Origin of the sequence: Cohnella abietis, from assembly GCF_004295585.1 — a bacterium.
GTDB lineage: Bacteria > Bacillota > Bacilli > Paenibacillales > Paenibacillaceae > Cohnella > Cohnella abietis.
Map to the genome: position 1 here is coordinate 6,451,387 of NZ_AP019400.1, position 24,384 is coordinate 6,475,770.

General features: G+C 45.7%; 25 protein-coding genes and 1 pseudogene. 5 read left to right on the plus strand and 21 right to left on the minus strand.

Annotated elements, in window-relative coordinates:
* Positions 1-40: 40 nt before the first annotated feature.
* The 6 genes from abc-f to KCTCHS21_RS28335 all read right to left on the minus strand — a co-directional run bounded on the left by abc-f (position 41) and on the right by KCTCHS21_RS28335 (position 5,895).
* A complete protein-coding gene (gene abc-f / locus KCTCHS21_RS28315; RefSeq protein ID WP_130615705.1) occupies positions 41-1,963 on the minus strand; it encodes a ribosomal protection-like ABC-F family protein in 1,923 nt (640 codons plus the stop codon).
* Positions 1,964-2,060: 97 nt separating this feature from the next.
* Complete coding sequence (locus KCTCHS21_RS31425) at positions 2,061-2,204, minus strand: hypothetical protein (RefSeq protein WP_170211446.1); 144 nt, start codon at positions 2,202-2,204, stop codon at positions 2,061-2,063.
* 159 nt (positions 2,205-2,363) lie between these two features.
* Entirely contained in the window at positions 2,364-3,314 is a 951-nt protein-coding gene (locus tag KCTCHS21_RS28320) for a DMT family transporter (RefSeq protein WP_232057995.1), read from the minus strand.
* Positions 3,290-4,063, minus strand: a complete 774-nt coding sequence (locus tag KCTCHS21_RS28325; protein WP_130615707.1) for an ABC transporter permease — start codon at positions 4,061-4,063, stop codon at positions 3,290-3,292. Before KCTCHS21_RS28325 ends, KCTCHS21_RS28320 begins: the two co-directional genes overlap by 25 nt.
* 30 nt (positions 4,064-4,093) lie before the next feature.
* On the minus strand, positions 4,094-4,864 hold the full coding sequence (locus tag KCTCHS21_RS28330; protein ID WP_130615709.1) for an ABC transporter ATP-binding protein: 771 nt from the start codon (positions 4,862-4,864) through the stop codon (positions 4,094-4,096).
* 125 nt (positions 4,865-4,989) lie between these two features.
* Positions 4,990-5,895 carry a LysR family transcriptional regulator gene (locus KCTCHS21_RS28335; protein ID WP_130615711.1) on the minus strand — a complete coding sequence of 302 codons (906 nt, stop codon included), beginning with the start codon at positions 5,893-5,895 and terminating at the stop codon, positions 4,990-4,992.
* A gap of 124 nt (positions 5,896-6,019) precedes the next feature.
* On the opposite strand from KCTCHS21_RS28335, the gene KCTCHS21_RS28340 reads away from it, so the two are divergent.
* Genes KCTCHS21_RS28340 through KCTCHS21_RS28355 form a run of 4 tightly spaced genes read left to right on the plus strand, consistent with a single transcriptional unit; the run spans position 6,020 to position 9,238 of the window.
* Positions 6,020-7,018: an aliphatic sulfonate ABC transporter substrate-binding protein gene (locus tag KCTCHS21_RS28340; protein WP_130615713.1), complete on the plus strand. Its 999-nt coding sequence runs from the start codon at positions 6,020-6,022 to the stop codon at positions 7,016-7,018.
* A gap of 59 nt (positions 7,019-7,077) precedes the next feature.
* Positions 7,078-7,554 carry a DinB family protein gene (locus tag KCTCHS21_RS28345; protein ID WP_130615715.1) on the plus strand — a complete coding sequence of 159 codons (477 nt, stop codon included), beginning with the start codon at positions 7,078-7,080 and terminating at the stop codon, positions 7,552-7,554.
* 17 nt (positions 7,555-7,571) lie between these two features.
* On the plus strand, positions 7,572-8,063 hold the full coding sequence (locus KCTCHS21_RS28350) for a DinB family protein (protein WP_157994144.1): 492 nt from the start codon (positions 7,572-7,574) through the stop codon (positions 8,061-8,063).
* A complete protein-coding gene (locus tag KCTCHS21_RS28355; RefSeq protein WP_130615719.1) occupies positions 8,060-9,238 on the plus strand; it encodes an amidohydrolase in 1,179 nt (392 codons plus the stop codon). Before KCTCHS21_RS28350 ends, KCTCHS21_RS28355 begins: the two co-directional genes overlap by 4 nt.
* 86 nt (positions 9,239-9,324) lie before the next feature.
* Here KCTCHS21_RS28355 and KCTCHS21_RS28360 read toward each other — a convergent pair whose 3' ends face one another.
* Both KCTCHS21_RS28360 and KCTCHS21_RS28365 read right to left on the minus strand, forming a co-directional pair.
* Positions 9,325-9,717 (minus strand): ArsR/SmtB family transcription factor, encoded by a 393-nt coding sequence (locus tag KCTCHS21_RS28360; RefSeq protein WP_130615721.1) that lies wholly within the window; start codon positions 9,715-9,717, stop codon positions 9,325-9,327.
* Position 9,718: 1 nt separating this feature from the next.
* Positions 9,719-10,144, minus strand: coding sequence for an SRPBCC family protein (locus KCTCHS21_RS28365; RefSeq protein ID WP_130615723.1), 426 nt, complete (start codon positions 10,142-10,144; stop codon positions 9,719-9,721).
* A gap of 206 nt (positions 10,145-10,350) precedes the next feature.
* On the opposite strand from KCTCHS21_RS28365, the gene KCTCHS21_RS28370 reads away from it, so the two are divergent.
* Positions 10,351-10,758 (plus strand): exosporium protein C, encoded by a 408-nt coding sequence (locus KCTCHS21_RS28370; protein ID WP_130615725.1) that lies wholly within the window; start codon positions 10,351-10,353, stop codon positions 10,756-10,758.
* 7 nt (positions 10,759-10,765) lie between these two features.
* Here KCTCHS21_RS28370 and KCTCHS21_RS28375 read toward each other — a convergent pair whose 3' ends face one another.
* The 13 genes and pseudogenes from KCTCHS21_RS28375 to KCTCHS21_RS28435 form a co-directional block, all read right to left on the minus strand.
* On the minus strand, positions 10,766-11,377 hold the full coding sequence (locus tag KCTCHS21_RS28375) for a flavin reductase family protein (protein ID WP_130615727.1): 612 nt from the start codon (positions 11,375-11,377) through the stop codon (positions 10,766-10,768).
* Positions 11,374-11,991 carry an alpha/beta hydrolase gene (locus KCTCHS21_RS28380; protein WP_130615729.1) on the minus strand — a complete coding sequence of 206 codons (618 nt, stop codon included), beginning with the start codon at positions 11,989-11,991 and terminating at the stop codon, positions 11,374-11,376. Before KCTCHS21_RS28380 ends, KCTCHS21_RS28375 begins: the two co-directional genes overlap by 4 nt.
* Positions 11,991-12,937, minus strand: a pseudogene (locus KCTCHS21_RS28385) (ring-cleaving dioxygenase). Before KCTCHS21_RS28385 ends, KCTCHS21_RS28380 begins: the two are co-directional and overlap by 1 nt.
* A 167-nt stretch (positions 12,938-13,104) precedes the next feature.
* Positions 13,105-13,548, minus strand: coding sequence for a MarR family winged helix-turn-helix transcriptional regulator (locus tag KCTCHS21_RS28390; protein ID WP_130615731.1), 444 nt, complete (start codon positions 13,546-13,548; stop codon positions 13,105-13,107).
* 587 nt (positions 13,549-14,135) lie between these two features.
* The gene (locus tag KCTCHS21_RS28395) at positions 14,136-14,585 is read right to left on the minus strand and encodes a Dps family protein (RefSeq protein ID WP_130615733.1); all 450 of its coding nucleotides are present in this window, start codon (positions 14,583-14,585) and stop codon (positions 14,136-14,138) included.
* 267 nt (positions 14,586-14,852) lie between these two features.
* A complete protein-coding gene (locus tag KCTCHS21_RS28400) occupies positions 14,853-16,025 on the minus strand; it encodes a M24 family metallopeptidase (RefSeq protein ID WP_130615735.1) in 1,173 nt (390 codons plus the stop codon).
* Between the two features lie 15 nt (positions 16,026-16,040).
* Entirely contained in the window at positions 16,041-17,015 is a 975-nt protein-coding gene (locus KCTCHS21_RS28405) for an ABC transporter permease (RefSeq protein WP_130615737.1), read from the minus strand.
* 2 nt (positions 17,016-17,017) lie between these two features.
* Positions 17,018-18,517 (minus strand): sugar ABC transporter ATP-binding protein, encoded by a 1,500-nt coding sequence (locus KCTCHS21_RS28410; protein ID WP_130615739.1) that lies wholly within the window; start codon positions 18,515-18,517, stop codon positions 17,018-17,020.
* Positions 18,514-19,431, minus strand: coding sequence for a polysaccharide deacetylase family protein (locus KCTCHS21_RS28415; protein ID WP_130615741.1), 918 nt, complete (start codon positions 19,429-19,431; stop codon positions 18,514-18,516). The genes KCTCHS21_RS28410 and KCTCHS21_RS28415 overlap by 4 nt, the downstream gene beginning before the upstream one ends.
* A gap of 15 nt (positions 19,432-19,446) precedes the next feature.
* Positions 19,447-21,552, minus strand: coding sequence for a glycoside hydrolase family 20 zincin-like fold domain-containing protein (locus KCTCHS21_RS28420; RefSeq protein ID WP_130615743.1), 2,106 nt, complete (start codon positions 21,550-21,552; stop codon positions 19,447-19,449).
* Positions 21,553-21,644: 92 nt separating this feature from the next.
* Positions 21,645-22,691, minus strand: a complete 1,047-nt coding sequence (locus KCTCHS21_RS28425) for a sugar ABC transporter substrate-binding protein (protein WP_130615745.1) — start codon at positions 22,689-22,691, stop codon at positions 21,645-21,647.
* Positions 22,692-22,775: 84 nt separating this feature from the next.
* Positions 22,776-23,147, minus strand: a complete 372-nt coding sequence (locus KCTCHS21_RS28430; RefSeq protein WP_157994145.1) for a sensory rhodopsin transducer — start codon at positions 23,145-23,147, stop codon at positions 22,776-22,778.
* A gap of 5 nt (positions 23,148-23,152) precedes the next feature.
* Positions 23,153-24,163 (minus strand): LacI family DNA-binding transcriptional regulator, encoded by a 1,011-nt coding sequence (locus KCTCHS21_RS28435; protein ID WP_162309395.1) that lies wholly within the window; start codon positions 24,161-24,163, stop codon positions 23,153-23,155.
* Positions 24,164-24,384 lie beyond the last annotated feature (221 nt).

Genomic DNA, 24,384 nt, shown 5'->3' on the forward strand with positions numbered 1-24,384 from the left:
CCGGATGCCTGTGAATTATGCGGTGTTATGGCCCTGCACACTAACCTTCAGACTCTTCCATCCAACACTCATACAAGAGCTTCAGGCTCTGCTGAATAGCTTCTCGTTCCGCCCATGCCTGCTCCAGCTCACTTAAATCCTGACGGACAGTCAGCTCGTTCATAGCATCATCCAGATTACTAAGCTTCTGCTCTAATTCAGCAATCTCTTGCTCCAATTGACCTGAGTCCCTCTGCGGTAAATTCTTGGGAGATGAAGGCTTCTTCTGCTTCTGTGCGGGATTTTCCATTTGAAATGTCTCTTTGACAGCGAGCCTGCCCTTAACGCTAATCTTCTGACGACTCTTTTCCTTATAGGAGTCAAAATCCCCCAAGTAAACATGGATCTGCCCACCTTCAAGCTCCCAGATTTTCTGGGACAGCTTATTGATGAGGTACCGATCATGAGTAACTGCCAATATCGTGCCTGGGAATTCAGTCAGCGCTTCTTCCAGCGCCTCTCTCGAAGCAATATCCATGTGGTTGGTCGGCTCATCTAGAATGAGAAGATTTGGCCTCTGTAGCACCAGTAAGGCTAATCTCAGCCTCGTCCATTCCCCTCCAGAGAGTAAGCTCACGGACTTGAATACGTCGGCTCCATAGAATAGATAACTGGCCAATCGGGAGCGCGCTTCCCCCTCTTCCATCCCTGCCTGTTCACGAAAATAGTTCAGAACACTCTTCTTCGGGTCATCAGGGTATTGCTGCTGTGCCAAATAACCAACGCTGACGCGGGAGCCTAGCAGTAATTGTCCTTCGTCCGCTTGTAGCTCTCCAAGAATGAGCTTAAGGAGCGTACTTTTACCTGAACCATTATTTCCAACAAGCATCACTTTCTCGCCATATTCCAGCGCGCCCGCCGCCTGATCCAATATGACAGAAGCACCGAACCTCTTGCTGACTCCTGCAAACTCAATTACACGCTTACCTGATCGATCCGAGGGCTTCATGTCGTACTCGGCTTCCTTCCGATCAACCGCTGGTCGCTTCAGCTTCTCTATCCGATCCAATGCCTTCTGCATGGAGGCCGCTCTGCGAAAAAACTTACCGTTGCCGCCAAGCTTCCCCCACTCCATCAGCTGCTTAATCGTTTCTCTCATCTTCTTCAGCTGCTTTTGCTGCTCCTGATAATCCGCAAATTCTTGAAGCAGCCTCTTTTCTTTCTCCGTCACATAGTGGGTGTAATTCGTAGTGTAAATCGAGGATTCCCCATCCTCTAGCTCAACGATCTTGGTCACGACCTGATCTAGAAAATATCGGTCATGAGATACAACCAGTACAGCTCCCTCATATTTAATCAAGTACTCCTCCAGCCACTCGACTGCACTTAAATCCAGATGATTGGTTGGTTCATCAAGCAACAGCAAATCAGGCTTCCGTATGAGTTGGGAAGCTAGCCCCACCTTTGTCTTCTCTCCTCCCGAGAGCGAGGAATACAATCTTGAGTAACTTTCCTTTTCAATGTGTAAGCCATTTGCAACCTGATCAATTCGTGCATCTAGCTCGTAGCCATCCTCACGCTCGAAGGTTTCTTGCAGCTCAGAATATCGCTTAAGCAGAGTGCTCAGCAAATCTGGATCATTCCCCGCCTCCGGCTCGGACATGAGCTTCTCAAGCTCCGCCATTGCTGTTCGGCAAGTAATTAACTCCTGGTAGCCCAGAGCCATTATGTCATATACGGTTTGTTCCGCTGTTTCCGCAGGAATTTGCTCCAAATATCCGATTCGAGCATCCTTACGTATGGTAAGCAAGCCTTCATCCGGTACATCCAGCTTAGAGATCATCCTCAGCAGGGTAGATTTACCGCTTCCGTTGCGACCAACCAGTCCCACCTTCTCCCCTTGGTGAAGCTCGAAGGTTACATTTTCTAGTACTAGCTGAGCGCCGTTATATTTTTTAATGCTTTGACAATTAATCGTTAACATGAAGGTTCCTCCTATATTGAAGGCCCCCTTACCATGATAGCTACAAAAAAATGGCGTAGGGAAAATTCCCTACGCCATTCGGATTGATCCGTTGTGGTTAAGGTAGGAGCCTTTTCGTGAGCTGTGAAATCGTATGGTGGCCAATAGACAGACTTCTCCCGTCTTCACGCACGCCATGAACGATGCCAGCTGTCGCAAGGGGCAGTCGGCTAACTTGGTTGTTCACAAACTCTCGATTCATCCTACCTTCACCTCCTTAAATGCAATACAACGAGAATAACACAATGGAGTTTCCCGTTGCAAACAAAACCGTTATGCCATCATCCTACAACTACACTTAATTTCCATTATCACTCAAAATATACGCTAAATATAATAACATAGTTATTTAATAATATAATTATATACCCTGTGAAAAACGACTTTTTCGATAAGAAAGAGCTTGGGTACCAACAACGCCGCCGATGATGAGGAAGGCTCCCACGAAATAGAAGTAGGATAGCTTTTCATCTAGGAAAATCACGCCGGCAGCAATCGTAACCAAGGTGGAGAAATTGACGAATACGCCCATCTGTGACGCTTCCATGTGAGACAGGGCGTAGTTGGTTAGAAAAGAGGTTACGAGGGAGGACATCACACCTAAATAAATAATGGATACGATGAAAATAGGATCAGCTAGCGGGTCAAAGTAATGACTCAATGTCCCTTCAGATACATGACGGATAACGGACATCCCATTAAAAACGAGGAAGCCAATACCCATCATCATAACGGTAATATCCATAGCCCGATATTTACGACTAAGCGTTCTAGCCATTACGTTATACGCTGCTGATGAGACAGCCGAAAGGAGGATAAATAAAGAGCCTTTGAAATCCCCTATTTCCATCTGAGCACCCTTCATAACAAAAATATAGACGACTCCAGAAACAGATAGAACGATACAAGAAATTTGCAAAAGCGTGGAGTGCTCCTTCAGGAAATACGCCGCCAAAACCATAGTTAGGATCGGAATTGTCGCTTGGATAATACCCGCCTCAGAGGAGGAGATATAGAACAAGCCATAAGTCTGAAAGGCAAAGAACATTGATGGATAGAAGATGGCTAGAGGCAGCAGCTTGATGAGATCTTTGAGCTTAAATTGAGGCCGATTGTTGCTTAAAAATACAAGAAGAGCCGCAAGACCGAACGAGAGCGTGAACCGATGTGCAAGCATGTCGATTGGATGACTAACGGCTAAAGCAAGCTTAACGAATAGAAAAGAGAACCCAATGATTCCCGCATACAAAATGGCAGCATAATAAGCTTTCTTGAGAGGAGACGACATCATCCCCTGTAGCTGTCCTGCCATTTTAATAACCGTGCCTCAAGAATCCGTACAAAAGAGTCTGTTAGCTTGCCTACGATAGCGAAAATAAATATCCCTACAAACACAACACCCGTACGCAAGTATGCACGAGCATCCTGAATCAAATAACCGATTCCTTGATCCGCACCCATCAATTCGGCGACGACGAGACAGAGCCAAGACACGCTAAGGGACAGTCTCACTCCTAGTAAAATATTCGGCATTGCTGCAGGAAGGACAACCTTCGTAATTTGATGAAACCGGCTGAATTCCAGCACACGGGCTACATCGAATAGCTTTGAATCCACATTGCGGACTCCAAGAAACGAATTGACGTACAGAGGGAAGAAGGCCCCCATTGAGATCAACAATACCTTCGATAGCTCCCCAAATCCGAACCACAAAATGAATAGCGGAGTAACAGCAAGTAAAGGCACTGTTCTGAGCATCTGAATCGTCGGATCCAATACATGCTCGGTGCGTTTGAATAAACCGACTGCTATTCCAATAACTAAGCCGGACACGCCGCCGATGGCAAAGCCAAGCATTGCACGCATCACACTAATGCCTAGATGGTGGAATAATTCACCGGAACGAATCATGTCGAAGAAATCATGGAATATTGAAGTAGGGCTAGGAAATAGCATCGGATTTAGAAGGTCGAACGCAACCGCAAGCTGCCATATGACTAACACCAAGATAGGGATGGAGCTGCCAAGCGCAAGCCGGATGACTCTTTCTTTTCTAGACATGTGAATAAACAACCTTTCTTTCCTAAGTCGTTAGATGTGCCAGCTGACGTTGTTATCCTCGACATGGTTTAGTGCACTTAGCACCTTCGCGCGAAGCTCCTGAAAGGGTGGGCTCACCCGATTTCTAGGATAGGGTAACTCTACGGGAATAATAGCCTTGATTTTGCCGGGACGCGCATCCATGACAACTACACGATTAGACAGGAATATCGCTTCATCGATATCATGTGTAACTAGCAGCATCGAGGTCTTATTTTCCCGCCAAATGTCTAGCAGTGATTCTTGCATATGATTACGAGTGAACGCGTCCAACGCACCGAAGGGCTCATCGAGCAGAAGTACTTGAGGATTTCTGAGCAATGCACGAGCAATAGCAACCCGCTGTGACATCCCACCTGAAAGCTGCTTAGGGTAAGCCTTCTCGAAGCCGGTAAGCCGAACCAGATCAATCATCTCGTCAACCTTTTGTCTGACACCTTTATCCTTCAAGGATTGGTCCGCTGCTATATTTTTCTCTACCGTTAACCATGGGAACAATCGATGCTCCTGAAAAATAAAGCCCTTGTCCTTGCTCGGTCCAGTAATCTTAACGCCGTCCAATTCAACAGTACCTTCGTAATCAACGTCCAGTCCTGCGGCAATCTTCAGCAACGTGCTCTTGCCACAGCCACTCGGTCCGATTATCGAAACAAACTCTTCTTTGACCAGTGTAAGATGGATCTGATCAAGCACATGTGTAACCGTATCCGCAGAACGAAATGTTTTGTTTAATTGGCGAATTTCCAAAGCTGCTGCTGTCATTTCGAATCCCCCTTGCTTTCTTTCCACAAGCCCTCTTGAATTTACGGAGAATCTTATCAGACAGATAAAATAATTGTCAATACGAGTCTGCTGGGAATTTAACTAGTGATTGTCCACCCATTAACTTATTTAAAATTGTTATACTCTCGAATTAAATACTTAAGAAATTCCTTCTGAGCGATGGAAAAATGCTTATTCGTAAGTCTCGCCCAACCAAGCGAAATCGTATGAGGCTCATGATTCACAAGTGGAATGGCTACAATATCTCCATTGGCGACTAAAGGATCATTTTTCATGCTAAACTCGATAAATATGCCGATGGCTACGCCCTCTGCGATCGTTCTTTTCAGAATATCTACGTTATTGGAGGTAAAAATGATATTAACTGGACCATATTTATCCATGAAATCACGAATGTACCAGTTCGAGTAATTGTTGTCCGCGTTAACGAAGGTTTGAGCGAGTAGCTCTTGAGGGGTAACACTAATTTTCGAGGCTAGCGGAGAGCGCTTGCCCACATACACGACTATTCTCGAATCGAGCAGCTTGGTCATCGTTAAGTCTTTGACATCCTCTTGCTTGTGATTGTCGAAGTAAATAAGCCCAAGGTCGGTACGATTTTCCTTTAGGTCCTGAACAATGGCTTCCGAGTTTTTGGCAGTAATCGCTAATCGAACATTCGGATGATCCTTCTTGAAAGAGATGATTGACTTGGATAGAATGGTCACGATATTCGGGCCCGCCGAGAAACGAACCTCTCCTTCAATGAGCGCGCTCTGGATTTGCGATTCCTCTTTGATCTCTTCAATCCGCGCCAGTATCTCATTTACCTTCTCGATGATGACCTTACCTCTATCTGTAGGCTCTGTTCCTAGACGCGATCTTTTAAATATTTTGATACCTAGCTCGTCCTCAAGCTTGGACAAGGATTTGCTAACCCCCGCTTGGCTGACATGAAGCTGTTCAGCTGCAATGGATATCGATCCTGTTTTCGCGATCGCAGCTATGTATTCGAATTGCTCAATATTCATACAAAACACCCCTTTACATAACCACTGGTTATACAACTATAATCCATAGTTATTTTACTAGATTACTCGGAAATAATACAATGCAATTAACAAAAAGATTTTTACAGACGAAGGAGAATGGGAAATGAAAACAGGAACACATCGTAAATGGAAGAAAACAGGCTTGCTAGTGCTAGCCTTGGTTATTGGATTACTAAGCTTAGCAGCATGCGGTAAGAAGGACGGTTCGTCCGAAAAAGTGACTGTAAATATCGCAATTAACGGTGGCTTAAATCTTCTGACTATCGCTAAGAACAAGGGCTGGTTCGAAGAAGAATTCGCTAATGCAAACGCGACCGTGCAATGGAACGAATTCCAAAGCAGTGTTCCCCTTCTTGAAGGTCTTGTATCCGATCGAGTAGATTTCTCGTTCATCGGTGATGGCACAGTTGTAACAGGCAAGGCAGCTAACAGTCCTTTCACCGTAATTTCCGTAACAGGCGTTGAAGGAAATCAAAATAGCGTAATCGTTAAACCTGATAGCCCCATTAAATCCATCGCTGATTTGAAGGGTAAACAGATCGCCGTTGCTAAAGGCTCGTCTGCACACATTTTCCTCATCAAGGCATTGCAGAAGAACGGTCTTAAAGAATCCGATGTAAAAATCGTACAGCTACAACCGGATGAAGCAAACCCTGCATTCCAAGCCGGACAAGTTGATGCTTGGGGCATCTGGGACCCGTTTGTTACTACAGAAACAGCTGCTAATCGTGCACGTATCGTAGAAAGCGTAAAAACAATGAACTTCATCGCTCCAGCCGTCATGATTGGTCGCGACAAATTCCTTAAGGATCACCCTGATCTTACTGCTATCTACTTGAAGGTGTACCAGAAGGCTGTTGATTGGGTAAGCCAAAACATTGATGAAGCTGCAGATATTCTTGCTACTGAGAAGAAGATGGACAAAGCTTTAGTAAAAACTCTACTTCAGAACACCCATTACATTAACGAGCCAATTACTCCTGAAGTAGCTGAAGCCATTCAAACTACAGCTGATATCCTATTGGAATCCGGCACTATTAAAGAAAAATTGGATGTAAGCAAGGTTTATGACAACTCTTATTTCGAGAATTCAAAGAAATAAGCATAAACAGCTAAGCCACGAGCATCTTATGAGGCTCTTACCGAACAGGAGGACAATCAATGAGCACGACAAGAACGGATTCTATCGAAAATTACTTGCAAACGGCAACTAAAATCCGCAACAGCGTGCAAGGACTGTCTGAGGACCAGCTTCTGTGGAAGCCGGGTCCCGCTAAGTGGAGCATCAACGAAATCGTCGGTCACCTTGTCGATTCCAATATCGTTAATTCTTACCGTATTCGTAAAATCATCTCCGAGCCTGTGTCTCCGCTGGCTACGTTCGCCCACAATGAGTGGACGAGCCAGCAACGCTTTAATGAAACAGAGCTAGATGAAATTCTAGCCGTTTACGATGCGATTACCCGCTATAATGCACTATTACTGCGCAAGCTCAATGAAGAGCAATGGTTGAGCGTGGGTATGAAATTGGATGAGCCTATTTCCATCGCACATATTATTGATAGATTCATATGTAACCATGTTCAAGAGCATCTTGGTCAGATTGAGCGAAATCTCACAGCATATCGTGCAAGGTAAAAGGGATGACGCAGCCGATGAATAATACAAACAGCTCCGCAGCTTCTATCCAGCTATACCAAAACACATTCATTAAAATTCGAGAAGCTGTAGATACTTTAACTGATGAGCAGCTCCAATGGAAACCCGCTCCTGGCAAGTGGAGCGTTACTGAGGTCGTGACACACCTCGTCGATTCAAATCTAGTTAATTCGTATCGCATTCGCCAGCTGCTATCGGAATCACGTCCTGAATTGATGCCTTATGCACACGATCAGTGGGTGTTTCATCAGCAAACCAATAGTACTCCTATGGAAGAGCTTCTTCTGATCTATGAGGCGATTACTCGGTATAACGCCCTTCTGCTAAGTCGTATTGACGACAATGCTTGGGACAAGCTGGGGTGGGAAGAATCCCACTCCTACACCTTAAGACATATCATCGAAGTATTTGTTGCCGGGCATGTAGATATTCATATGGCACAAATCGAGCGGATTAAGTCAGCTTATCGTGAGGAGGGGATTTCATGAAGCTCGAAAATTTACTGGCACAAGTCGAGTCACTCTATCCTGAGGTTGTGGGTTGGAGACGGTACCTGCACCAGCATCCCGAATTAAGCTTCGCTGAGAACGAAACGGCTGCTTATATTGAGGGTATCTTGAAATCGTTCGATCATCTCACTGTCACTAGACCTACAACGTCGAGTGTAATGGCACGACTAGTAGGTAAGCTTCCTGGACGGACGCTAGCCATTAGGGCTGATATTGATGCGCTACCTATTCAAGAAGATACGGGATTAGCCTTTACCTCGCAAAATGATGGCGTTATGCACGCGTGTGGTCATGACGGCCATACAGCCACAGTTCTGGGAGTCGCCAAAATTCTGTCCCAGCATCGGGACGAGCTTGAGGGCGAGGTTAGATTTCTTTTCCAGCATGCGGAGGAGCTACCTCCCGGCGGCGCCGACGAAATGATTGCGGCAGGTGTCATGGACGGAGTCGATTGGGTCATTGGGGCACATCTTCAATCGCCGGTAGAGGTTGGTAAAATTGGAGTTGTCTCCGGACCAATGCTCGCTTCCCCTGACACATTCCATATTACGATAAAAGGGAAGGGTGGCCATGCTGCGGAGCCACATGCGACGGTCGATTCTATCGCTATTGGCGCTCAGGTTGTCACAAACCTTCAGCACATTGTCTCTAGAGCCGTTAATCCGATGGAACCTCTTGTTGTGTCCGTAACTCAGTTCATCGGGGGCCACGCTCACAATGTCATTCCGGGCTCCGTTCAGCTGACGGGAACGGTTCGCTGTATGGAGCCTACGCTTCGGGAAGAAGTTCCGCAGCGCATGGAGCAGATTATAGCAGGAATTACTCAAGCTCATGGCGCCGAGTATGAATTTAAGTATATCTATGGCTATCGCCCACTCATTAACGACAAGGAAATCTCGCAGCTTGTGGCGGATACAGTCGTTGAGCTGTTCGGAGCGGAAGCACTTTATACGATTAAACCAAGCATGTCCGCTGACGATTTCTCGGCTTATCTGAACCGTGCGCCAGGTACTTACTTTAACATTGGAGCCGGTAATCAAGAGCAAGGAATCGTGTATCCTCATCATCATCCGAAGTTTACGATTGACGAGAATTCCTTACGGATAGGCATGCAGGTGTTCCTCGCTTCGACCGTAAAGCTTCTGAACAAGTAATCATGTATGCAAAAAGGCGTTGGTACCAGAGGATATAACCTCTCTGTACCAACGCCTTTTGTTCACTTCCCTCTAAGTGAACCAGTCTACTTAGAGGACTGCCCGTTCATATCGGTTAATCTCAATGCTGTAGGAGTTTTACCCTCTTCGGACTCATCAGATTCCACATATCTCTTGAGCACATCCAGCTTATTTTCCCAATACCTTTCATAGAAGGCAAGCCAGCGCTTGAGTTCAAGCAGGGGATCCGTATCCAGCCGGTAACGAGTCTCTCTCCCGACCTTCCTTTCTTTCACGAGTCCAGCATCCGCCAATATGCGCAAATGCTTGGAAACGGCTGTTCGAGTCATCGGAAAATGTCCGCTAATGACGGTTACCGGCATCTCCTTATCGGCAAGCAAATGCAGCAGCCCTCTACGGGTCGGATCTGCGATGGCTTGGAACACATCATGCTTAGGGGAAGGTGCCTCTAACGACATCTTAACCCTCTACATATTTTCTCAGTGATAGTACAAGCCCTGCCCAACCGCCGCTCATCTGTTCGCGTACCGCTTCATGTGGTTGTCCAAACTCCGTCACTTGGTCGACATTCCATCCGCTATGAATTAATGTAAACTCTGTTTGGTCGCCCTGCTCGCTTAATTCGAACGTTAATGTCCAATCCTTGCCCCACTTAAAGGAAAGGCGATTAGGCGGATCAATTACCGTAACTTTACATGGAGATTGACCGAATGGCCCTGCCTCTAGATGAAATTCATAGCCTTCAATAGGCTCAAAATTATTAGGCATAAACCACGCTGCAATTCCCGCTGAAGTAGCGACGGCAGCCCATACCTTCTGGATAGAAGCATTCAATACTAAGGTTTGACGAATATCAGGCAATGTATTTGGATTGCTATTGGACATGTAATGGCCTCCTCATTATTGCGAAACCATTTGGTTTCTCATTGCTATTATATGAAACCAAATGGTTTCGCGTCAAGACCACATTTTCAGATTAGCATTCACATAACGAAATGGAATAATTCAAAAAACAATTAAGGTTGTCCAATCCATTTCTAATATCTTAAATACAATATAGTAATCTTCGAGAGAAAGAGGTGAAAGAAAAGATGACAACCTTACTAGCTTATAACGCAACTGTTGTAACCCCGATTACAGATGGAGTCCAAATTAATGTTCCTCAGACTCCCGCCGGCGTGGGAATCGCAACAGTAATCGTGAATGTTCCGAATGTCGTCCCCAGATACGTGGAGATTAGAGCAACGGTTGGTATTCGTGGAGATGAAGGTACTGGACAATATCTCTTCCGCCTGTTCCGCGGTACAACAGAAATTTATTACTCACTACTCGGTGCCGAAGCTGGATTTGAGAAATTCTATCTAAACACGATTCAAAAAACCGATGGGAATGCAGCGCCAGGTCCACACGCTTACACGCTATCCATTGAAAAATTTACTCCAGACCTATCTTTGACTGTAATCGGCCCTGTAGAAATCAGCGCATCAGTATACGGTTAATAGCAGTTCACCTAGGACGCTCAATAGAGAAAGTCTCACCCAGCATCGAATAAGAATTACCGGCAAGTCGGCTAATCGGCTTTAGAAGCTCTGAATCAACATGTCCATTCTCGTACAGAGCCTCATCTATATGAAAATAAACGATTCTACCGATAAGTAAATCACATGCCGGTGTAGTCTCTGATCCACCAAGAGGAATTGCCCGTTCCAGCAAGCACTCCATGCGAATCTTTGCCTCTGCTATCCCTGGAACGGTAATTTTTTCACTTGATACCGGAGTCAATCCTGCGAAAGTAACCTCACTTTCCTCTGGGGGCAGGTTGGCTGCCGTTTCATTTAGCTGTTTAATATAAGATTCATCTGAGATATGAACGACGAATGCCCCTAGCTCTATCGCATTCCTCGAAGTATCCTTCTGCTCCCCGTTCTTTCTTTGGACAGACACGGAGATAAGAGGCGGGTTAGCTGCAACGATATTAAAATAGCTAAAGGGCGCTGCATTCAACACTCCAGATGAAGACAAAGTAGTCACGAGGGCAATGGGCCTAGGTATGATGCTTCCGATTAACAGCTTGTAATTGTCCTGTTCGCTTTGGGTAGTCGGATCAATAGTTATCATGTCAGCTCCGCAAAATGCTGCTCATACCATATTGCCGCAGCATTCACTTCCGATGAGGTGAGACGATGACCAAACTTTTCCCAATGGACGGTGACAGAAGCACCTGCATCCTTAAGTAAAGCATTCAATTCCTCAGTCTCTTGAGGGAGACATATCGGATCATTTTCCCCGGCGGCTATAAAGATCGGAACCCCGGACAACACGGGCAGCTCAATATCTCTTAGAGGAACCATCGGATGGTGCAAAATAGCCCCTTTCAACGAGTCAGCATAATGGAAAAGAATACTTCCGGCTATGTTAGCCCCATTAGAGTAGCCTACGGCCACCAGATTCCGGCGATCAAACCCATATTCCTCCGACGCTTGATCCAAGAAATCGTTCAGCTCCTTCGTGCGGTAAATAAGATCTTCGATATCGAATATCCCTTCAGCCAATCTGCGGAAATACCGCGGCATACCATTTTCCAATACGTTACCTCTAATACTTAGAACCGAAGAAGCTGGCGAAATAACATCCGCTAATGGGAGGAGATCATGCTCTGTCCCTCCCGTTCCATGTAAGAGAACGAGCACAGGTGCATTAGGGTTCGTTCCTTGCTTGAATATATGCTTCATTATAGGTCAGCCTCCAATACTCTCACTTTAATCGGGGGTAATCCCTTTTCAATCTGCTCGCGATGTACCTCTAGCCATTGTGGGAGCATCAGCTTCTCACCCAATGTTTCAGCTGGCTCATCCCGCGCAAACCCTGGTGAATCAGTCGCGATTTCGAACAAGATGCCGCCTTCCTCCCGAAAATATATCGCATTAAAATATTGTCGGTCAATAACAGGTGTGGGTTGGAAGCCACTCTCTTCGACTAAGCTTCTCCAAAGCAGGTGATCTGCATCATCTTTCGCCCGCCAGGCAATATGATGAACGGTTCCTGCCCCACCAATTCCCTGGGCCATAGCCTTTACATTTACATCGAGTAGGTTTCCTAAATCTCCAGCCGCTTTGAATCGGGTGTACTCCCCGTCATCAGCTATTTTTTCCATACCTAGCACATGCTCAAGCACAGAAGCAGTACTCTCAGGATTTGTGCTGAAAAGCATAGCACCCCCGAAGCCTTTAATTGCATGATGTACAGGCACACCACCATGAGACCACTGGCTCAAAGCACCTTCTTTGCGCTCCACGATTTCCAATCTTAAACCATCTGGATCAGAAAGCTGCAAATAATGCTCACAAATCTAGTTGTTACGGCCACCGGAATTTGAAGTTTCTCCAACCGCTCCTTCCAGAATTCAAAAGCTCCCACAGGAACAACATAGGTAGTAACCCCCACCTGTCCGCCACCAATACGCCCTTGACGAGAGGTTGCCCATGGGAAAAAGGTTATGGCCGTCCCCGGACTTCCTGCCTCGTTACCGAAATATAAGTGATACACCTCTGGCGCATCGAAATTGATTGTCTTTTTCACAAGTCGCAGCCCTAATACTCCAGAGTAAAAATCGACTGTCGCTTGCGCATTTCTCACAAAAGCCGTCACGTGATGAATTCCTAAGGTTTGTTGTCTCATTTGAGTTAGTCTCCTCTATTGTATGATGTTGTACCGACGGATGCTGATTTTTAATCTGTTGCGATTCTGTCCTAGTATTCATATTTACACTTAAGTTAAGAATCTTTACCTTAAGATATATGGCCTAACAAAACACTTCCTAGCCTACTGTTCCACATTCCCCGCCGCTAATAACCTTCCTCCGCATATTTTCCTAGCTTTTTGAGTAATTGGCTAACCAATTTCTTCTCTTCCTCGTCCAAACCGTTCACTGCCTGTTGAATAACTGCGGTATGCTTGGGGAACACTTCTTCAATCAATTGTTTGCCTGCGTCCGTAATCTCCGCATAGATAAGGCGTCTATCCTCTAATGAAGCTTTACGTTTTACGTAGTTTTTCTGTTCCAGCTTATCCACCACATAAGTAATGTTCCCGCTGCTCATTAACACTTTTCCGCCAATCTGCTGCAAGGGCTGTGGGCCTTTGTGATACAACAGTTCCATTACACCAAACTCTGTACGGTTTAATCCATATTGTTTAATATCTCGATCAGCATGAGCATTAATCCATTGACTCGCTCGATTCAGAGAGATGAAGAGATCCAATGAAAAATCTTGATTGTTATCTGCCAAGCTGCTCACCGCCTCGTTGAATATCTTAAATTCATTTATCTTAATATTAAGATAATATATTTGTGAGCCATTGTCAAGTCATATTAGGGGAAATCCACTCTAGTGCGGAGAGTTAATCGGCGAGACCCGCTTATCTGCTGCTTAACTTCACTCTGGTGCGGAGAGTTAGTCGGCGGGACCGCTTATCTCATGCTCAATTCCACCTTGGTGCAGGAATTAGTCGGCGAGACCGCTTTTCTGCTGCTTAACTTCACTCTGGTGCGGGGAATTAGTCGGCGAGACCGCTTTTCTGCTGCTCAATTCCACCTTGGTGCGGGGAGTTAGTCGGCGAGACCGCTTTTCTGCTGCTAAATTCCACCTTGGTGCGGGGAGTTAGTCGGTGGGACCGCTTATCTACCGCTCAAACCCACTCTGGTGCGGGGAGTTAGTCGGTGGGACCGCTTATCTACCGCTCAAACCCACTCTGGTGCGGGGAGTTAGTCGGTGGGACCGCTTATCTACCGCTCAAACCCACTCTGGTGCGGGGAGTTAGTCGGATGAATCAATTAGAGGCTTCCCCCTATTCAAAATGGGGGAAGCCTCTAAGTTCACTGTCCACTAAAGGCACGAAGCATCCAAACATGTTTCTCAAGACCGGTCTTGATGCCGAGAAGAAGATCTGCTGTGTCCTCATCATCACAAGAGTTTGCAATTTTGATGCCTTGACGTAGCTCACTTATAAGTTGAGCGAAATCATCCGCAATAGCAATCGTCATTTGTTCGGCCGATTCTACTCCATTTGCTTCATTAACGGATGACAGTCGCAATGCGTCAGCGTGTGTCGCAACTGGCTTACCTCCCACTGCGAGCAATCTCTCTGCCAAAACATCGATATGTGTAGCTGCCTCAGTATACAGTTCTTCGAACTTCACATGTAGTGTAAAAAATTGAGGCCCCTTCACGTACCAATGAAAATTGTGCAGCTTCATATGGAGCACATTCCAGTTGGCAATCTGTTGGTTAAGTACCGCGCTAATTGTGATGATATCTGTGTTCATATCGATTCCTCCCACGACTTATTTATACTTAATCTAAATATAAATATATCTTATCATGGGTATCGAGCTCCTTCATGAATGTTGCATTAAGGTTTAATTAAGATTAGATGAAGAGTGCCGAAGACTCTTATCACATTCAAATTTACCGGATAAACCATTCCAGCAAAAAACGCCCCGGCCCGCTAAAGGAATGTGAATCCCTCAACTGACCGAAACGTTATTTTTTACTACATAAACAGAAGCGTCATTCACCTACATATAATGAAGTTAAAATTCCAACTCATGGATCGTACCGATTGGATTACATAGTAGCTCGCAGCCTTCAGGACGAATAACTGCGCCCTTTTCCCAACGAATACCGAAGGTGTCCGTCGTAACAAAGGTGTCAATCTGGAATGTCATGTTCGGCTCCAGCAAGTAGTTCGATGAGGTTTCCATCCAAGGAGCTTCAACTTCAATCATGCCCGTTCCGTGACAAGGACCATATAGATAGTTCTTCTCGTAGCCATTATCTTTGTAGAATTGATAGAAACCCTTCGCTACATCACTCGCCAATATCCCTGCCTTTAAGTTAGCTTGCGTCCATTCATGAGCCTTTAATCCAAACTCGATAACGGCACGACGCTCAGGAGACAGCTTCCCTAAACTGATCGGCATCCCGATACTCGGCGAATAACCGTCAACCTTAGCGGACAAGTTAAGCTGTACGATATCCCCCTTGTTGATAATGCGATGTGAAGAACGAGAGATGGCATGCCGAGTGGATTTCTCACTGAAAATATACATAGGAAGACCTTCATACTCAGCACCGTTCTCGTAGATCACGCGTTGAGCAACGCCTACCATTTGAGTTTCTGTTACGCCTGGACGAATCGTTCTAATGACCTCTTGGGTTGCAAGCTCTGTAATCCGGAAGCCTTCGCGCATACAAGCAAGCTCATTCTCCGACTTAATTCTCCGTAGGGACACCATAATCTCGTCTGCGCTAGAAATTTCGGCATCCGGGAAATTGCTCTTCAGCCCCTCCATCATGACGACGCTGGTGTCCAGCATACTTGCGACACCTATCTTGAGCTTAGAGCCAGTAACTCCAAGCGCTTTAAACACATCCTTGTATGAATCAGGCTTCAGCTCCGGATATGCTGGGTTGGCAGACTCACGGTATTCCATCAGAGTGAAAATTTTATCGATTTTGCCGAAATCACTAGCATAAATCGTACTTTCAGGACCAACCAGCAGAGCTGCATCTCCAGACGCAGTGATCGCTACGCCTGCTCTTTCGAACAAAGGCCAGAAGCCGCTGAAGTAACGAACATTCGCATAATCTGCCTCATTGGAATTGACAATCATAACGTCTAGTCCTTTTTGCTCAACAAGCTTAGCCGCTCTTTGGATTCTTTCCTTGTACTCGTTATCCGGAATGTATATTCTTGCTGTCATAATAGGTAGTCTCCCTTAGTCTTTTTTAGTTTTTGCATCAATGAGAACAACAACGGCTAGAATGAGTCCTTTAATGATCCATTGCCAGTATGAGCCAATGCCCAGAAGTACCATCGCATTGTCGATAATCCCGAGAATCAAAGCTGCGATAACAACCCCGATGACTTTACCACGGCCACCTGATAACGAGGTTCCGCCGAGCACGACTACTGTAATAACGTCGAACAGCATATTTTCCCCGAGTGTCGGTTGACCAGCCATCGTCCTTGAAGTGATCATAATGGCACCAATTGCCGTTAAGAAGCTACCGATAATAAACGCGATCATCTTGATTTTGTTCGTATTAATTCCTGACAATCGGCTTGCTTCCTCATTGCCACCTACAGCATAAATACTTCTGCCTGTTTCCGTATGCATCGTGAAGATGTAGCAAAGGATAGCGATAAATGCTAGGATCAGGATCGGAACGGGTATCGGCCCGACATAGCCTGCTCCTAAGTTTTTGAAGCCAGAAGGTAAGCCTGAAATCGGAATACTATTGCTATACAGGTAATTAACTCCCTTCAGCACGATCATCGTAACCAATGTTGCGATAAAAGCAGGAATTTTCCCGTACACCGCCATTAATCCATTCACAAAACCAACCGCGACGGACGCGAACAGAACGATGATAATGGCAAGTACAATCGGCACATTTTCCCAATGGACAAGACCTGCCAGCAATACGCTAGTAAATCCTATGGAGGAGGAAGCCGACATGTCGATTCCACCGATCAGAATGACGAAAAATTGTCCTAAAGCAATAATGGCTAGAAATGAGATTTGCCTAACGATATTTACAATATTGTTCGTATCGAAAAACCCGTCTACGAAGATGGAGCATACAGCGAACAATCCAACAAAGATGAATAGAATGGCCCATTCCTTGAAAAGCAAGGAGAACGACCCTCCCGGTACGATGCTTTTGTAACGTCTATCCGTTGCTTCCATGGTCACACCCCCAGCAGCTTGCTAATAATATTGCTTTGCGTTTTCTGTTCGCCCGACACGCAGGCATGAAATTCGCCCTCGAACATGACATAGATTTTATGACACAGCCCAAGTAATTCCTCCAGCTCCGGGGAAACGATAATGACGCATTTCCCTTTCGCCGTTAAGTCGTTGATGAGCTTGTATATTTCAGCCTTAGCACCAACATCGATACCGCGGGTAGGCTCGTCGAACAGAAATAGCTCTGAATCCGCAAGCACCCACTTGGAGATGACAATTTTCTGCTGATTACCTCCACTTAGCTTAACAACCGATTGCTGGGGGGTAGCCTTTACACGCATCAGCTGCGCGACACGATTGGCGTCTTCCCTCTCCTTCTTATGCTGCATAGTGCCTTTTTTGAAGTTTTTCAGAGAAGGAAGAGTTATGTTATGAACGACGTTGAAATTCATGACGAGCCCGAGCTGCTTACGTTCATCAGGGACTAAACCGATCCCTTTACGGATTGCGGCGGATGGCTGCTTGAATTTGACCTTCTGGCCCTTCCAATGAATTTCTCCAGCGACCGTCTTGTAGTTACCGAAGATCGCGTTGAGCAGCTCCGTCTTACCTGCACCGACCAGCCCCGCAATCCCGACCACTTCTCCAGAATGCACTGTTAGGTCGATATTCCGAAATGACTTTTCAGACGTTAAGCCTTTTAGCTCCAGCACAGGATTACCGATCTTCTCGTTAAGTGGAGGGAATATTTGCGTCATTTCCCTACCGATGATCATTTCGATAAGACGATCCTTATTCACGTCAGCCACTTCACCGGAATGGATTAGCCTGCCGTCGCAGAGGACCGTATACGTATCGCAAACCTCGAAAATCTCATCCAGACGGTGAGAGATATAGATAATCCCCATCCCTCTTTCTTTAAGCACTCGAATGATACGATAAATATTTTCGATTTCCTTCTCCTGCAACACGGCCGTCAATTCATCCATAATGATCATCTTCGCTTGCATGGAAACTGCCTTCGCAAGCTGAATGATTTGCTTCTCTGCCATCCTTAGTTCCTTGACGGGTACGGACAAATCCAATTGTGTGCCAAGAAATGCTTGAATCTCATCCGCTCTCCGGTTCATTGCCTTCTTATCTATGAACCCGAACTTTTTCTCATAGCTTCCAATAAAGAGATTTTCCAATCCACTTAGCTCCGGAATAAGCTGCAGTTCTTGATGAACAACTGCAATCCCCATTCCTTGGGAACTTCTTACGTTATAGCCGCTTCTCTCGCTGACATTCGTCCCATTGACGTAAAGGGCGCCCTCGGAAGGTGTGTAATGTCCGATAATGATTTTGGCAAGCGTCGATTTACCGGCACCATTTTCCCCAACAAGCGCCCGGCACTCCCCCGGCTTCAAACTAAATGAAACATGGTCCAGCGCCCTCACTCCGGGAAACGATTTAGAAACATCCCTCAATTCAATGATAGGTTGCGCCGTCGCCTGTTTCATCCTAGCCCCGCCTTCCCTGCCTTGTTCCAATAAGCAGCGAAATCGTCAGCACGATGAAATGTCGATCCCATATCCTTCAGCCGGTCAATCAGTAGCGAGAACTCGCGCATTGCTTTATCCCCACAGCCCAGTGTAAGGAATCTATCTGGCGTTACCCTCGCCTCGCCGTAGTGATAGCTTTCTTGAATCGGAATGAATTCCCACGGGTGAAAATAAAAGCAGAGCACAACCGGCAAGTTTCTCTCCCGGAGGAAACGAACAAAGCTATCGATATGCTTCATCAGCTCATCTGTTCCCTTAGTGCGAAACAGCGGCCATTGATCCCGATCCCGTTCCAGGCCCGGGTCATTACTCTTCATGACCATATCTGCGAAGTTAGGAATTTCGACGATCTTCATGTCTCCTTCCTTCGTCCAATCGGCCTTGCTAGGATTGTAAGGAATAAATCTTTCTCGATAGAAATACATCGGATAGGAGGCATCGGACACATAGTTGAGCTTTTCGAGCGAATTCAGCAATGCCGTCGAACCCCATAGCCTTGGTGCACGGAAGGATACCGGTTGATGCCCTAGCACCTGCTCGACCCATTCGGTAGCCTTTTCAATACGGAAAGGGACTTCCTCTGGCAGAAGTGGTACAACGCCTGGAATCGGAAATAGTTCATCTCCTACCGTCTCGTGGAACAGAGAATGGCAGCCTACTTCATTACCGCTTTTCTTGACGATCTCAACACTGTCCGGATTTCTCCGTGCAGCGTCCCCTGTATAATAGAAGGTTCCTTTAATCCCCTTCTTATCGAATAGCTCAATTAGCGGAGGAGTCGCGTTCTTAACCCCATCATAATAGGGTGTAAAGCTTCCTACGTCAGTCTCCATATCAAATCCGAAAATTACATGGATATCGTCCTTCTTCATCCTACATCCCCCTTCTTACAGCCATAACCATCCGAGTGCTTCGACGCCCAGGAAGATTTGCCGATCATCCCGCTTATCGGGATATAGTTCGTTATGAATGACTCTCTTAAGCTCATGGTAAGGATACATACATGACGGTGTGCCCGTCTCATCAACCGGATTGACATCGAAATACGTTTGCTTCACTAGGGAGAAATCCTGCTCGTTTAAGCTATCCATCTCGAGCAAGTATTTTCTTTTCTCATCTAGTGTTGCCGCACTGTCATAAGCGATAGAGGTCAGCGCCAAGTCGTATATAATCCGATTCCGTTCATGGGAATTTTCAATTTTTTCGAAATGCTTGACGTAAACCTTAAGCTGCTCATCCTTTCGGAGCTCCTCTTTTACCTTGCGAATTTTAGCCCCAATATTCGGCCAATCCGCAATAGCCTGCTTAATGACGGGAATATCGTTCTCGTTCACTTTATTGCGCAGGAATGGGAATTCCGTCGGGAAAATGTTCAATTGGCTTTCGTGAATGGTGAGCATGTTCTGCTGCACGTATAAAATATCGTCCACGAGCTCCGGACCGAATACGGCCTCAACGGAATGCCGGTAGAACGTTTCAGCACCTTTATCCGATCCCCAGCCATAATAAGAATGGGAATACAGATTGAGGAAATATCCGTACCATTCGAACATGTATCCATTTATGCCTCTGACCTGATGCTTCACCGAATCGATGTGCATATCGATGTCTTTCTCAATATATTGGTGATTCGTCTCTTCTTCAGCCCGGATCACGTTGGATTTGAATATCCGCATCAATCGACCCATTGTTGCTGCAACCGCGTTGGCTTCCGTATCTCTCGCCCATATCCGCTCTTTGCCGAACACATCGACCCATTTCGGAAACTCGTCATCAGAGACATATAATCCCGGCGCCCAGAACAGGACGACATCCTCCGGAATGTTGTTTTTACAATCCTGTAGATAACTCACACTTTTCTCTAAAGGCGGTTCTCTCCATGCCCGAACTCCCACGACGCAATCCTGATTCTCATCCTTGATCTCTGTATAAAGCGTGTTGAGTAGCCAGAAATTCGCTTTGTGCTTCGCCTCTGCAGGTGTGCGGTTATTCATGAAGGTTTTCCCGCATCCCTCGCAATTGCAGAACCAATAGGACTCCTCGCTTTCCTCGAAATCGATGCCATCAAAGCCCAATTGCACGATGCGACGCATCGACGCTTTCAGATAAGCTATATTTTCCGGCTTGCTCAGGCACAATGTATCGAAATCATTTACGAATTTTCCATCCTTGGGTAGAACCATTCTCTTGTCTTTATTAATGCTTGGGTAACCACCGTTATAGCTGTTCAAGCCGATATACGCATAAAAGTCGATGCCTAGCTGGTGCCCATAATCGAATAACCGCGATAGAAACTCTTCCGTAATATTCGGGTGTGTGTAGGCGACCTCGATCCAATTGCTGCTTTCTTCATTCCAAACCTTCATCTTATAGTCTTGAAGCATCGTTTCGGGATACTCGTCAAATTGGAAAGGCCAGTATCCGTACATGCACATATTAAATTGGTTAATCTTGAGGTCTGAGCAAATATTCAAATATTCTATCCATTCCTCATAGCCCCATAGCTGCATATCAAATCCAATTCGTCCATAGCCCGCATACCAGGCAAACGTGTTCGATATGGAACGTTTTTCGATCGAAGGCCAATCTAGAATAGTAATCTCAGACAGAACATATCCCCCGTCATCTTGACGCTGGAGCAGCTGCTTAAGCGTTGAGAGCGCATTCACATAACCATCACGATGGGCAAATCCGATATGAACAGCTGCTTCTTCGACCTTAATGGTGTAGCCTTGCAGCAGGAACAATTCAGGCTGCTCGATTGACTCGTTCCCCGAAAGCCGATCATAAAGAATAATATCTAAATGCGTGGAATCCGCGGTGTCTACCTGTAATGTGATGTCCTGATAATTCCACAGCTTCTTATCTGCAATTTCTTTTACTTCAAGCTCCGAATTTGTTAAACCGATCGTCACCAGATTAAACCCTTGAAATCGATTCGTCGTACCCTCGCCATACTGAAAGCTTTTTGGTTCGGGAAGTAATGCACGCATCGCCCTTCCTCCTCTTGGATGTCTTATAGTGATGATTACTTGGATTTGAGGTTTGGAGAAGGAACCACTATCGCAGTCCCTTCTCCCCTACATTATTTACCTAGCCACGACCAGCTTTTCCAGTCATAATCCTTGATATTATCAGGGGTAATCACTTCAGGCTTAGGAAGTGGAGTCGTATCCCCAAGATCCTTGCCATCCATTGCTTCCATTAGCGCTTGAAGAGCAACCTCTCCCAGAACAACTGGATCTTGAAGCACTTCACCTATCCATGCTGAATTTCCGTCTTGGATGAATTTAAGGACCTCTTTGTCGCCCGCTATTCCGATGAACTTTACTTCCTTATCACGATTCGTACTTACCGCGGCATTGTAAGCTCCTAGAACTAATGCATCATTATGTCCGCTTACAACATCGATAGATTTATTACGTTGAAGAACATTCTCGAACAGAGTCTGAGCTGAGTTTCTATCTCCTTTAGGGTCACCCTCTTCGATCACTTTAGCGTTAGGAAAAGCTGCTTTAATGACGCTGGAGAAGCCTTCAAAACGATCTACTGATGCTTGACCGGATGCCGGTACCGTTAAGTAAGCGACTGTAGGGTTGTCCTTATTCAGAGTTTTCAAATAATTTACAGCAACTTCACCTGCGGCTTTGCCCATTTCCTTGAAATCATGTCCTACGAATGTTTCCCAAACTACATCTTCCGGATTGTCTGGTGATTGCGGATAATCGCCAACTACGATTTTGACACCCTTCTCATGTAGCTTCACAAGCGTCGGAATAATGGCTTTACCATCAACAGGGAATACTACGATCCCTTTAGCGCCTAACTGCGCCATATTTTCAAGCTGAGTAATTTGCGTGTTAATATCGAATTTACCGTCCTCGAATTGTAGCTTTAAGCTTTTGTCTGATTTCTTAGCATAGTTGTTCATGCCGTCAATCGCACCTTGGTACCACGGCCAACCGAGGTTCATTATGGCTCCACCAATTAAGATTTGATCGCCGCCACTTGTCGGACTTCCACTTGCATCCCCACCGCTAGATGAAGACTCTTTGTTTGAATTCGAACAACCAACGAGCACTAACGATAATACCAACATAGCTGCGAATGACTTGACCCAACCCTTTTTCATAGATGATGCCTCCCTATTATGTTATAGTCCCCGAGTTAAACTCGGGAGCCCATGAAACCAGATGTGACAAGCGGAGGAGTGTCCTTAGACACTTAAACCCATAGTTGTATAGAAGGCCATATTAGTTTGTCTCGTATCCAGTCTTCCGTATTGAACGACAACTGGCACATCGCTGACTAGCTTTACGGCATATTGCGTTTCTCGAGGAACGATGTACCCATTCAAGTGCTCGGGGTTGTCCAATCTAAAGCAACGAACCCTCTCCCCTTCTACTTCAGCTGAGATAGTCCCGATAGGTTCTTGATCTGCAAAATAGAGAGTAAACTCCACCGTTGCCTTCGTTGCATTCATATTAAGTACGATGATAGACTCGTGTCCTTCGAGCAAAGAATCACCAGCAGGTGGCAATTCGCAATCTGGAAATACCCATTGCAGCTTTCCGTTGTTGTCGTTCATGATGATCATCTCCCAGTTTGACTAGATTCATTGATGATAAGCTTCGGTTCAAGGACGATTTTCTCAAACATCTTTAAGTTCTTATTCTTCTCTTTCCTCATGATGATGTCCCCAGCTATAGACCCAATCATATGTGCCGGTTGGATAATTGAAGTTATCTGCGGTTTAACTAACCCTGTCTCATCGTTGGCATCAAAGCAAACTGCTGCAATATCATTCGGAACATTGAGACCTCGTTCTTGGATTGCTTTAATTGCGCCATATAGCAGAAAATCATTAGCTGCGAATATTGCGGTTGGAAGCTCGTCCTGCTGAAGCCATTCGTTCATAATCTGATAACCGCTCTCTCTGCGGAACTGTCCAACCCCAATCCACTTCTCATGGACGGTTATGCCGTTATCCTCCAGACATTTCTGGAAACCAAGCAAACGCTCCGCCGCTGTTGATTGATTCTGAGGTCCGGTAATGATGGCAAGCTTTTTATGCCCTTGATCTACTAAATGCTTAGCTAGGTCATAACCCGCTTTGACATTGTCTATAGTTACAACATCGAAATTTTCCTGCGTGTTCGGTAGGTTATCAATGAAGACGAAGGGGATACCCGAGCGCTTGTATTGCTCGAACAACTGCGGATTCCCACCTACGGTTGCAATTACAAGCCCCGTAACCTGCTTCTGGAGGAGTAGCTGAACGTACTCTTCTTCCTTCTGAATATCCTCGTCGCTGTTGCATACGATGACGGAATGCTCGTTCTCACTGGCAATTTTCTCAACGCCCTTGATCACGCTGGCGTAGAAGCTGTTCGAGAGATCCGGCACGATAACACCAATCGTATTTGCGCTTTTGCGCTTTAAGCTTCTAGCGACTTCATTTGGATGATAGCCTAGCTCCTTGATGGTTTTTAGAATGAGCTCTCGCGTATCCTTATTCACTCTTCCCGTTCCGTTAATGACTCGGGACACTGTGGAAATAGATATATTGAGATGTTTGGCTATATCCTTAAGTTGCACTGACACTTTTATCCCTCCCACCATTTTGCGAGAACGTTCTCTCAACTTTGTTAAAAAAATATCGGCTACCCGATAAGTGGTTTTCTACTAAATTACCTGTCATTCGACACATTCACAATAATGATTGCGTTTACATTCGTCATTTTACATTAAAAATTTGCTCTCAGCAAGATAAAAATAAAAATTATTTATTCAACCGTCTTCTCACAAACAGGCAGAAGGATGAA